At 73.7% G+C, this 12,062-nt stretch carries 7 protein-coding genes; all 7 read right to left on the bottom strand.

What is annotated here, in order from left to right:
* Window positions 1-3: 3 nt before the first annotated feature.
* Window positions 4-1,551 carry a DUF6519 domain-containing protein gene (locus ACFYQ5_RS30770; protein WP_389202283.1) on the bottom strand — a complete coding sequence of 516 codons (1,548 nt, stop codon included), beginning with the start codon at window positions 1,549-1,551 and terminating at the stop codon, window positions 4-6.
* A gap of 89 nt (window positions 1,552-1,640) precedes the next feature.
* A complete protein-coding gene (locus ACFYQ5_RS30775) occupies window positions 1,641-3,815 on the bottom strand; it encodes a hypothetical protein (RefSeq protein ID WP_389202285.1) in 2,175 nt (724 codons plus the stop codon).
* Window positions 3,816-3,837: 22 nt separating this feature from the next.
* On the bottom strand, window positions 3,838-7,593 hold the full coding sequence (locus tag ACFYQ5_RS30780; RefSeq protein ID WP_389202286.1) for a putative baseplate assembly protein: 3,756 nt from the start codon (window positions 7,591-7,593) through the stop codon (window positions 3,838-3,840).
* Window positions 7,590-10,763 carry a putative baseplate assembly protein gene (locus tag ACFYQ5_RS30785; protein WP_389202287.1) on the bottom strand — a complete coding sequence of 1,058 codons (3,174 nt, stop codon included), beginning with the start codon at window positions 10,761-10,763 and terminating at the stop codon, window positions 7,590-7,592. Before ACFYQ5_RS30785 ends, ACFYQ5_RS30780 begins: the two co-directional genes overlap by 4 nt.
* Window positions 10,760-11,137 carry a GPW/gp25 family protein gene (locus tag ACFYQ5_RS30790; RefSeq protein WP_389202289.1) on the bottom strand — a complete coding sequence of 126 codons (378 nt, stop codon included), beginning with the start codon at window positions 11,135-11,137 and terminating at the stop codon, window positions 10,760-10,762. The genes ACFYQ5_RS30785 and ACFYQ5_RS30790 overlap by 4 nt, the downstream gene beginning before the upstream one ends.
* On the bottom strand, window positions 11,134-11,475 hold the full coding sequence (locus tag ACFYQ5_RS30795) for a hypothetical protein (protein ID WP_389202291.1): 342 nt from the start codon (window positions 11,473-11,475) through the stop codon (window positions 11,134-11,136). The genes ACFYQ5_RS30790 and ACFYQ5_RS30795 overlap by 4 nt, the downstream gene beginning before the upstream one ends.
* A 21-nt stretch (window positions 11,476-11,496) precedes the next feature.
* Complete coding sequence (locus ACFYQ5_RS30800; protein WP_389202292.1) at window positions 11,497-12,027, bottom strand: phage baseplate assembly protein V; 531 nt, start codon at window positions 12,025-12,027, stop codon at window positions 11,497-11,499.
* Between the last annotated feature and the right edge of the window lie 35 nt (window positions 12,028-12,062).

Raw genomic sequence — 12,062 nt, forward strand, 5'->3', positions numbered from 1 at the left:
GCGTCAGTTCTCGGGCTGTCCCTCGTCGTCCTGCCCCGCCGTCCGGCCGTCCGAACCGGCGGCGGCGTTCTCCGTGGCCCTGGCCTCCGCTTCGGCCTCCGCCTCCGCGGCCAGCGCCTGGTCGTCGGCCGCGGGAATGACGGCGGCCAGGGGCGCGAACGTCATGCGCAGGTCCGCGACCGACCCCTCCCCCAGCACCCAGGCCAGCGGGGCGTAGTGGACGCGGATCCCCTTCGGGGACTGCAGCAGCGGGCGGCGGGCCGCGTCCGTCGGCCACTCGACCCCGCCCGTCACGGTCCGGGCCGGAACGGTCCAGAAGTCACCGGACCGGTACGTCCGGCCCGGCTCGAAGTACACGAACACACCGTCCTCCAGCGGCAGCCAGCCGCCCTCCTCGATCCGGACCGCCCCGCCCCGCAGCTTCGCCGCGGTCTGCTTCGTACGGTTCGGGCCGCCCCCGTGCCGGGAGCCGGCCCGCTGGTCCCAGCGCCGCAGGTACGGGTGGAGTTCGGGGCGCCGGCCGACCGACGGGTGCGGCTCCTCGGAGAGCCGTACCCGCCGTCCCGGCAGGTCGATCTCCTCGACCCGCAGCAGCGGCAGCGGCTCGCCCCGGCTGGTGTGGCCGGTGTCCACGAACTCCACCTGGTCGCCGACGTTCAGGCCGAGCTTGTCGTCGTTGCCGAGCGAGGCCAGCTCCACCCAGGTCCCGTCGATCCCGTCGACCGGGAGCGTCACGGAGCCGTTCTCCCGCGACCACTTGAAGGTGGCGTCCTCCGCGGCGCCGCCCTCGTGGATCTCCACGCGGTACATCTGGTTCTCCGGGCCCCGGTACCGGGCGTCCGGCTCCACCAGGCAGGGGTCGTCGTCCGCGTGGTCGGGGCGCTCGCTGCGCGCCGCCATCCGCGCCGTCGGTGCCTGCGCCGCCGACCAGCGGGCGAACGCCTCGCGTACCTGGTCCTTGGTCGCCCCGTCCTCCAGCTCCAGCCGCGCACCGGGCAGCGGCAGCACCTGCCAGACGGTCTTGATCCTGGCCGCCGTGTCGGGCATCGCCGACCCGAGCGCCACCTCGCGCAGCAGCGGGTCCTCGGCCGCGGTCACCGAGCGCTCCCACACCTTGAGGCAGACGAGGTAGGGGAACTGGGTGGGCAGCCGGTCCCCCGGGCGCTCCGGGTCCCGGTATCCGTCCGGCTGGTCCCAGTAGGTCCAGGTCGCCGGGGCCTCCTCGTCGGCGGCGGCGTCCTCCTCGGCCGGTACGCCGGGTTCCGGGCGGGTCGCGTCCAGCAGGATCCCGTCGACGTAGTAACGCCCGCCGCCGAGCGAGAGGTCGTCGAGCTCCCGGCTGCCGCCCAGGAAGCCCACCTCGAATCCGGTCGCGCCGCGCGGGCCGCCGTGCTGCCCGACCAGGTCGGCGGTGGTGGTCCGGGCCAGGTGCAGCTGGATCGCGGCCTGCTCGTTGGCGTCGGCGTCCAGCTGGACGCGGCCCTGCTGGGTGAGGACCGCCGCGTAGTGCCGGTCGGGCCGGAAGGTGTCGCGGGAGAGATCTGCGTGCATGGGAAGGGGTCCCCCTCGGAGGTACGTCGGTTCGGAAGAGTTCGGGGCGGGCGGTCAGGGCCGGGTCGAGGCGGTCAGGTCAGGTCAGGTCAGGTCACGGGGAAGATCCCGGCGTCCGTGCCGGCCGGGGTGTACTCGGCGAGCCTGGCCCGCAGGCTGTCCTCGCGCTGCGGTTCGTAGAGCTGGTGGAAGACCCCCATCTCGGAGCCGTCGTCGGCGCCCCGCCGGATCTGCCACGGCCCGTCGTCGGCGAGCCGCCCGTAGGCCGGGGTGCCGTACCGCTCACTGGCCAGCTGCGGGCGCACCTGCCCGGCCGGTCCGGCGCCCACGAGGTCCGGCTGGCAGCGGTGGCGCCGCGGGGTGCGGGAGCCGGGCGGCACGTAGCAGTACCGCAGGCAGCCGATGCCGCGCCGGGCCACCCGAAGCTGCCCGGTGAAGATGCTGTTCTCGGCGATCCGCACCGCGTGGGTGTGGACCTCTCCGATGACCGTGGTGCGGTGCGCGTGCAGCACGGCGTGCGCGTGACGGCAGTCCGGGGCGGACAGGGCCGGGAGGTCGTGGCCGGTGGCGTCCAGGACGCTGTCGCGGATGTGGATCGGCAGGGGGTCCGTGCTCACCTCCTCGCCGATCACCTCGATGGTGCCGAGGATGCTGCGGTCGATGGACACGCAGGCGGTGGTCCGGTCCAGGACCAGGCTCGGCTCCTCGGGCGAGTGCGGGTCGCAGTCCGTCTCCAGCGACCAGCCCGGCACCAGGGTGCAGTGCCGCAGCTCGACCGCGCCTACGGGGCCGCTGACATGGAGCCCGCGTCCGGTGACCAGCAGGCCGTCCAGGACGATCCGGGGAGCGTCGGCGTTCCCCTCGTCCTCCCGTCCGCCCTCCTGCGCCCGGATGTTGAGCGCGTCGGGGCGGTTGCTGTACCAGTCGAGCAGCCGGATCACGGGGCGGCAGCCCTCGGCGGCCCGCAGTTCCAGCCGGTCGCCGCGGCCGAGGTCGAAGTCGAGCTGTTCCTGGTAGGCCCCGCTGTGCGTGATCTCGATGATTCCCTCGGCACCGCAGTGCCCGGACCGCCGGTCGGTGCGCCACTGCTCGTACGCGTCCATGATCCGCTGGTGGGCCTGGCGGGGGCCCACCCGGTAGACGCGGGCGGCGGGCGAGGTGACACGCTCGCGCGGGTACTCACCGCCGCCGGTGTCGTCGCCGAAGGCGTAGTGGTAGGTGACCCAGACCCCTTGCCGGGGTGCCGAGCGGGATCCGAAGGCGATCCGGCCGAGCACCGGGTCGACGGCCACCTGGCCGAGCTTGGGGCGGTAGCGCCAGCCGGTCAGGTCCGCCACGACGATGTCCGACATCGGCACGGGCTCGTCCTGCCCGTCGCGCCAGACGGTGAAGCTCTTGCCCGGCCCGTAGTGGTCGGCGAGCCGGTCCGCGAGCTGCCGCCTGCTGATCGACGCGGGCACGTTGTCGACGGTCGCGATGTGCGTGGCGGAGGGTTCCGGCACCGGGCGGGTCACCAGGGCCGTGTCGTTGCCCAGGATCGAGAACGTGTACAGGCTACGGGCGCGGTCGATGCAGTACGCCGGTGCACGGCTCACCCGGTAGGGCTTCAGCCGCCACACGAACAGCCCCACCCCGGCGGGGGAATGGCCGCCCCGACGCCGCGGCGAGGCGGCCCGGCGAACGTCGACGGACCGGGCCAGCGAGTCGAACGGCCCTCCCGCCAGGTCGAGTTGCGCACCGTCCCGGACGTCGGCCAGCCGACCGCGTCCCGACCTGCGTACGTCGTCGGCCGCCGCCCCCGTCCCGTACAGCCCGACCGGCTGCTGGTGGGAGACCAGCCGGGAGAACTCCACGGCTCTGGCCGGCCATCCGGCGACCTCCTGGGCCAGTTCCTCCAGCAGGGCGAGGGTGCCCTTGCGGCGGCGGTTGGCCACCGTGGCCGCGACGTCGCGGCGCGGGGCGAGTGCCTCGGCCAGCCGGGAGCGGGCCTCCCCGTCGGCGGTGTCGCCCAGTCCGGCCGTCCGGACCCGCTCGTACCCGGGCAGCGGCCGGTAGCCGACCAGGTCGCCGAGGTACGGCAGCACCCAGGGCGCGGCCGTCTCCACGAAGAGGTCCTCGTAGCTCTGGTCGACGCCGTCACGTACCCGGTCGACCTGCTCGGCGATCACCGCGAGCAGGGCCCGCAGCGGCTCCCCGCCCTCCGCGTCCCGTAGCCGGTGCCACTGCGGGAGCAGTTCCGTGAGCCCGTCCGGTTCCCTGCTCATGCGACGCTCCGTTCCTGGGTGCTCATGCGGTGACCTCCGTGAGAATCAGCGTGTCCGGGACGTCCGGTGACAGCAGGACGAGCTGTGCGGGCCGGATCCCGCGGAAGACGCACACCGCGCGGCCCTCGCCCAGGCGCCGGGTGTCGGTGATGTCCGGGTTGAGCCGCAGCAGTTCGGCGAGTGCGATGCCGTACCGGGCGGCGACCGAGGTGAGTGTCTCGCCCTCCGGCGCGGTCACCCGGTGCGTGTCCTCGTCGTACGTGGCGAGCCGTGCCGGGACCGTGGTCCGCGGCTCGGCGAGCGTGTCCGCGAAGGCGGGCAGACCGTCGGGGGTGAGGGATGCCGGCACTCCGCCGAAGACGTCCACGTCCACGTGGTCGACCCCGGGCACGGAGTGGGCCGTCGCCAGCACGTCCGACAGGTGTGCGGGGCTGCCCAGCTCGCGCCGGGAGCTGCCGAACCGGGTCAGCAGGGCCTGGCGCAGTCTCGGTTCGACGCTCTGCCAGCTGTGGTCGCGGGCCACCTTCACCTTCGCCGCGAGGAGGAGCAGCAGCAGTTCGCGTACCTGTACCCGTACGGGCAGCCGGGAGTCGCCGTACCGGGCGAGTGAGGAGCGCAGTGCGGTGAGCACATCGGAGTCCTCGGCGATCGGGATGTCCTGGACCCCGGTGACGGTGACGTGCAGCATCCGCCGCCTGCCGTCGAAGAGTTCGCGCGCCGCCGCCCGGCCGATCCCGGCCCGGGAGCGGGCGAAGTCCTCGTAGTCGGCGACCGACACCAGCCGGTCGAGGGCGGACACGGCGAGCGGGATCGCGGTGCGGGTCCGGCCGGGGCCGTCCGCGTCCGCGCCGCCCGTCGCGGGCTGGGGATTGGTGACCCCGGTGACACCCAGCGGCCGGGTGACCGCCTGGGTGACGCGGTCGGCCCGGACGTTGGCGGCCCGGCCGGTGCCGAAGCGGTAGCGCGCCCGGACGTTCTCGTGCCCGGTGGGCAGCCGGGCGCCGTGCACGCCGTCGCCGAAGGTGACCGTGGTCCGGCCGCCCGCGTCACCGCAGACGTAGACCCGCTCGCGCGGGCCGCGCCCGGCGAGGCTGTCCACCCTGTGCCAGAGCAGTCCGTCGACGCGTACCTCGAGGGCCGGGGTCGCGCCCAGCGGGTTGTCGGCGGGCAGCCAGGTCAGCGGCGCCTGCCAGAGCGCGAACGTCTGGTTGGCGAGGTCCGCGTCGCCGTTGCCGATCGGTTCGTCCCGGCTCTCGCCGTGACCGGCTGCCACGACGTTGCCCCGTACGCGCACGGTGGCGCGCCGGTAGCGGTGGACGAGGTCCGTCGTCAGGGTCAGCCGCGTGTGCACGTGGTCGCCGGGCAGCAGCGGGTCGAGCACCTGCTCGACGCCGGCGATCGTCACCAGCTCGGTGGCGGGCGCGGCGGCGACGTCGGTGCGCTCCCCGGACACGATCAGCCGCCGTCCCGGGCGCAGCCCGTCGTGCAGCTCGGCCAGTTCCAGCTCGTTGCCGTGGACGTCCTCGCCGAGCGGCTCGTCGGCGAGCCTCAGCGCCTGTCCGCCCGCGTGCACGGTGGCGTCGCGGATGGTGGAGAGCAGTACGTCGTGCTCGTCGAGCCAGGGGTCGGCCAGCGTCAGTTCCGTACCGCGGCCGGTGATGCCGAAGTCGGTGTACACGGCGGTGCGCAGGGAGGTGACCCTGGTGGTGACGAAGCTGAGCGCCGGGTCGCCAGGGATGCCGTCCGGTCCTCCGGCGCCCTTGCGGGGGCGCTCGACGACGACCCAGCTGCCGGCCGTGATCGAGTCCTGGACCGAGTCCAGGGCGATCACGTGCCGGTTGGCCGGCTCCGGCACCGTGGCGATGCCGATGACCACGTTCGCCGGTTCGCTGCCGACCGTGTAGCGCACGGTCAGCTCGTAGCCCTCGTGCCTGATCTGCTGGTGGTCGCCGGGCGCCAGACGCCAGCTCAGCGGCTCACCGTTGTGCACGGCGACGTGGACACGGCCGTCGTCCGCGGGCCGGGACACGAACAGCGTCCGCTCGGGCAGCCCTTCGAGCAACTGGGCGGTGACACCGGGCTCCTGCGAGTCGGCGGGGCGCCTGCTCAGCCAGCTCAGGTCGTGGTCCTGCGCGGTCCTGGTCATGACGACGACCCGGCCGGGCCCGAGGTCGAACGTCGCCTCCGACGGCAGGTTCTCCGAGTGCTGGACGGACGATCCCGTCTCGGTGTGCTGGAACTCGGCGCGCACCGGGACCTTGCCCGCCGTGTCGAACACCACCCGCACCGTCGTGAGGGACGACCCGGTCAGCGGCCAGTCCGCCTGCCTGATCACCCGCCCCCGTTCGTCCTGCACCGGCCTCAGCGGGGCCATCGCCCCGAACGGTGCAGTTGTCACCCGCATCGCCTGCACCTCGTGCAGGAGTGGCGCCGCGGTGGGCGCGGACCGCCGCCACGCCGGGTACATCCCGTCGGCGATCCGCGGGTCCAGCGCAGCCAGCAGCCGGGCGCCCAGATCGGACCCCGGAGCCGGCCCACCCGCGGACAGCGGGCCCGCCCCGCTGCGGGAGTGCCGGACGACCTCGCTGCGCAGGGCGGGGAGCACCGCGCCGAGTGCCTTCAGCGCCGCGGACGCCGGTGCGGCGGCGCGCAGCGCGTCGGGCGCCGGCCGGGAGGGCTCCAGGTCCGCCGCCTGCGCGATCACTTCGCCGACCATCGCCTCCAGCTGTTCGAACCAGGCGGCGACATCGGCGTGCGCCCGTGAGACGGCCTGCGCCTCGGCCAGCCGCTCGTGGGGCTCCGCAAGCCGTGCCGCGAGGGCGGCCGGTGAGGTGACGGAGTCCAGGTCGGCCCGTAGCGGGGCGAGCACCTGGGCGTCGAAATCGGCGATGAAGCGGCTGACCGGCCGTGGATTGGGGTTGTCGGGCGTGGGTTCGCCGTCCTCGACCGCCCGCTCGTCCTCGGTGATCCACTCGCGGAGCAGCTCCACCAGTTCGCCCAGCGACTGCGGGGCGGACTGCTGGAGCCCGATCCCCGTCACGTCGTCCTCACGGTCGACACGGAGCCGGGCCACGGTGCGGAGCAGCCGCTGTCCCGGAGTGCCGCCACCGTCCTGTCCCTTGAGGACGAACAGCAGCCGGTCCCCGGTCTGCAGAGCGGTCGTGGTGCCCGACACCAGGATCTCGGAGCGCCGGGCCAGATCCTCCTCGGTGAGCAGCGCGGGCCTGCGCCGGCGCACCGCCAGTTCGTTCCACGAGGCGCGCGCCACGAGATCGGCCTCCGTCTCGAAGACCTGCGACTCCTCCTCGGAGGTGAGCGGAACGCTGTTGCTGCGCGCCCCACGCGGGACGATCACCTCCACGTCCACGCCCCGCGGATCCCTGTCCAGGGTGTACGCGAGATGGGTGTCGGCGGCGATGCCCGGCCTCGGGCGGTGCCCCACCAGGCGTCCGAGCAGCGCCAGCGAGCGGTGCTCGTTCGCGGTGCGGACGTACGCCTCGTCCATGATCCGCTCGGAGTGGAACGTCAGCAGGTCGCCGACGACGGCCCAGGAGTCCAGCAGACCGATCGCCGGATCGTCCGGGGTGCGGACCGTCAGTCCCCGCAGCGCCGGATAGGCCGGGGAGGCGAGCCGGTCCACCATGGCCGCCAGGAAGGATCCGTAGTCCCCGACCCGGTAGTCGAGGGCGGTGCGCCCCGGCGGGTTGTACAGGGCCTCGGGGGCCCGGCGTTCGTCGTGTCCACCGCAGCCGCAGCCGCAGTTGCCCGCGCCGCTCATCGGGTACCTCCGGCGAGTTCGATGGTCAGCCGCCCGTTGTCGGGGCGGTCCGGGTCGTTGTCGCAGCGCGCGATCTCCAGGGCGCCGAGCCGCAGCACTCCGGTCTCCAGAGCTGTGCCGTCCCCGTCGGCGTCGCCGAAGAACCGGCGCAGCCGGGTCACCGTCACTCTCTCCACCCCCTGCACGGCGGCCGCTGCGGCCACCAGCCGGCTGAGCCGCACCGGTTCGCCGAACACCAGGGCGTCGGGGTGGAAGAAGCCGAGCCGCCCGTCGTACAGCCGCCCGCGGCCCAGCAGCCGGTACAGCTCGGCCAGGATCTGCCCGTGCTGATGTCCGGGGGCCGCACACACGGACAGCGCGATGTCCAGCGGTACGTGGCTCGCGGGGCCGACCACCAGGTCGTGTCCTATCCGCCGGTAGCGTTCCAGTGCGTACGCCACCGAGTCGAGCAGCTCGGGCTCCGGGTCCCCGGCCCCCAGCGCGTCGACGGCGACATGGGCCTCCTGCACGCTGCCCGTCCAGCGGATCTCCGCCGCCGCCCGCTGCACCCCGGGAAGCGCGGAGGCCAGTGCCGCGTAGTCCTCGGCGGTCACCGCGCGTTCGATGGTGCGCTTCAGGTCGAGCGGAGCCAACTGCCGCACCTGTTCGAGCGGTTCGGGTTCCGTGCCGCCGACCGCCGGGAGCGGGTTGCGTACTCCTGCGACGGGCAGCGGCTCCCCGGCGTCCTCGCTCTCCGGATCGCGGTGCAGCACCAGATGGTTGACGGCCTCCGCACCGACGTTGCCCGCCGTGCCGCCGCCGAGCCGGTAGTGCAGCTCCAGCCTGGCGCCCGGCCGGGGCCGCGCCCCGTGCCGTCCGTCGCCGAAGCGCAGGGCGATCCGCCCGTCGTCCTCCAGCTCACCGACGAAGTCCCGGTCCCGGTGACCGGCGGTGAGCAGGTCCCGCCGCGCGGTCCACTCCTCGTCACCGTCCAGGACCGTCACCGCGGGCAGCGCGGCCCGGGGATCCTGGATCAGGGCCGCGGCCGGACCTCGGAGCACCGGCTCGTCCGGATGCAGCCCGGCGGCGTGGCCGGGGCCCCAGGTCTGCGCGATCTCCCAGGCGATGCCCGCGTCGAGCACCGCACCCGCCCGGGCCCTGGCCGTCAGCACCTGGAGCCTGCGCAGCTTCGGTGCCAGCAGCCGATCGCCGCGGTGCAGCAGTTCGCGCAGCGCGCGCACCGGGTGGAGGTGCAGCTCCAGGTGTTCCAGCGCCCGCAGTCCGAAGAGCACGGTCAGCTCGTCGATCTCCGCCTCGGTCAGCCCGTCGCGGTCCCGGGCGCTGCGCCACAGCTCCACCAGCCGTTCCCGGACCCGTCCGGGCACGGCGGCCAGGCGGTCGGCCTGCCCGGCCGAGACGTGCTCGGGCAGCGGGAACGGCGCCGCCTGGACCACGGGTGAGCGTGGGAGTACGGGGCGGAACCGGGGCCTGATGCCCGGATAGACCACCTGCGCGAGGAGCGTCTCCAGTGCCTCGGCCTGTTCGTACGCCGTACCCGGTACGACCTTCTCGCGCCGCCGCCCCGCGAGCTCCAGGCCGATTCCGGCGCGCGTCACCTGATCGTCGCCGACCTGTTCGGACAGTTCCCTCACCTGTGCGGCGGTGAGGAGCCGGCCGCACCGTGTCTGTTCCAGTCGTTCGCCGAGGAGCCGGGCCGTCGCGTTGCCGCCGTCGGCGTCCCCGCAGCCGAAGGCGGACGGCTCGCAGGAGCCGGGCACCGCGGGCTCCGGGGGCACGCGCACCGTCTCCGGCGGGGCTCCGCCGAACGTCAGTGACCTGCCGTGATCGACGAGGACCACATTGCCGCGGGCGACGCTCACGTCCGCCACCGGCGCGCAGTCCGGTGGCCCGCCGCGCGTCGACAGGCACACGGGGAAGGCCAGCGCGTCCTGGCGGGCCCAGGTGACCTCCAGCACCGGCTGGCCGGCCAGCTCGTCCACGCCCGGGGTGACCGAGGTCAGCCGTACCGCCTGCCGGTGCGCGGGATCCGCGTCGCCCGGCGTACCCGAACGTGACCCGCGTACTTCCTCGAACACCAGCAGATCGCCGGGGGCCAGGGCCAGTGAGCGCCCCGTGCGCTTCTTGTCGGTCCACCCGTCCCGCAGTGTCGCGGACACCGCGCCCTTCGGCAGGGCGCACACCTCGTCACCCCAGGTCCAGAAGCGGATGGTGTTGTGCGCCGGGCGCAGTTGGGCCGGCTCGGCGTCCACCACCGGCTCGAACACCTCCACCGCACCGCGCTCGGCCAGCACCGCCAGCTCGCGGTCCTCGACCACGGTGCCGGTCTCGGGCCGGTCGCGGAGTCCCGGCGTGCGGACGTCGACGGCGGCGAAGCGGAACGTACCCGGCAGCAGTGTCAGCCGCTTCGTCACCTCGACGGTGACCAGGGCCCGGGCGTTGCAGCCGTCGTGCATCGGATAGTCGATCAGCCGGACGTGCCGGCGCACCGACACCCGCCTGCGGGCGGTGTCGAGGTAGGCCTCCGTCGCGACCGCGTCCTGGTGGTAGCTGATCCGGTCGGCCGTGTGGGCCAGCAGCTCGACGAGTGTCACGCCGAGGTCGGCGGGGTTGCGCTCGACCCAGTCGGGTGTGGTCAGCGCGAGCCGGTCGAGGACGAGGCGGCGTACGGAGTCGTAGTCGCGCGCCGTGTAGTCGATGACGGGTGCCTCGGCCCGGGGGCCGGGATCGCTGCCCGCCGGGTCGTCCGCGCAGTCGAAGGGGGTGGGGCAGTCCGTGCGGAACTCGAAATCCGCCCGGAAGTACCGCTGGTCGAAACCGGGGAACGGCTCGGTGCCCGGCCTCCCGTACGGGTCGGCCTCCACCACCGACAGCCGGTAGCGCGAGGTGTCCCCGGTACGGTCGACGGTCACCAGCAGCCGGTCGTCGAGCTCCGGGTCCTCCTCCCGCTCCACGGTCACCCCGACCGCCTCGACACCCGTGACGCGGCGGCCGCCGTCGATGCGGATGTTCTCCGGGCACAGCCCGTGCGGGGCCTTGCCGAGGAACGTGACCGTGAGGGTCAGCCCGTCGTCACCGGCCTCCACCGCGTCCACGCCGTGGAGCCGCGCCGCGCGTACCTTGCCACGCCTGCCGTCGGTCCGGCAGGCCACCTCCCTGCCCCTGCCGCTCATGCGGGCCCGCTCCCTTCGAAGACCTCGTCGCGCCGGCTCCCGGTGGAGCGCACCACGTAGCGCAGATACACCCGGACGACGTTCTCCTCGCTCACCACGTCCAGGGATTCCACATCGATCAGCTCGCCCAGCCAGCGCTGCAGCGAGGCCTGCACGGACAGTTCCATCGCCGAGGCCAGCTCGGGGCTGTTCGGCGTGAACACCAGATCCAGCAGTCCGCAGCCGAAGTCGGGGCGCATCAGCCGTTCGCCGGGGCTGGTGAACAACAGCTGCTCCACCAGGTCCCGCACGTGCTCGTCGTACCGGGCGTGCGCCGTCCTGCCGCGCCGGTCGCTGCGGAACGGGAACGCGAGGTCGCTGCGTGGGGTCCTCATCGGCACGTCGCCCCCCGCCGGGCCGCGTCGACGACCGGTGGCCCCTGCGGCACGAGCGCCGCGCTGAAGCACTGCGCCGCACTCGTGTGCAGCAGGACGGGTACGCCGTCGACGAGCACGCCGCCTCTCTGCGGGCTCCACCGGACGGTGGTGCACGGATGCGGCACCCCGTCGACGGTGTGCGGGCACCCGGTCACCACGAAGGCGTCGGAGGCGGTGTGCACGGGCAGCCCGTCCAGGCGCACGGCCGCGTGCGCGGAGGCGGCGGAGGCCCGGCCGCCGTGCGGGCAGGTGAGTGTCGCGGCGGCGTTGACGATGGTCCCTGAGCTGGTGGACAAGAGTTCTCTCCCCGTTGTCTGTTACTGCTTCTTGGCCACGATCAGCCGGCCGTCGTTGATGTCGACCTCGCCCCCGGTCAGCACGATCGAGGCGCCTTGGCCGTTGGCGATCGTCACGCCCTTCTCGTCGACCTGGATGTACGCCCCGGTCGCGGCCTGGAGGCGGATGCCGCTGCCGCCGTCCGGCACGTCGCCCATGACGAACTTGTGCCGGTCGGAGGTCTGGATCACCACGTTCTGGTGCGCGTGTGTTCCGGTCAGGGCGTCGGGCGGGAGCTCGGAGGCGTCGCCGTACCAACAGCCCGTCCAGATGGGGAAGCTGACGTCCCCCTGCTCGAACTCCACCCACACGCCGGCCCCTTCGGCGGGTACCACGTACTGCCCCGACTGCGGCCCCGTGAACGGCAGGCAGGGCATGGCCCAGGTGGACGTCTCGTCGCCCAGGACGTCCGGCACCTTGACCGTGACCCGCCCGATCTTCAGCGGGTCGTCGTTGCCCACCACCCGCCCCCGGAACTTGCCGAGAAACCGGTTGTTCGGTCCTGCAGCCATGCGAAGTTCTCCTGGTCCTCTTGCTTTTCCGCTTC

It is taken from the genome of Streptomyces sp. NPDC005794, from assembly GCF_042871445.1.
GTDB lineage: Bacteria > Actinomycetota > Actinomycetes > Streptomycetales > Streptomycetaceae > Streptomyces.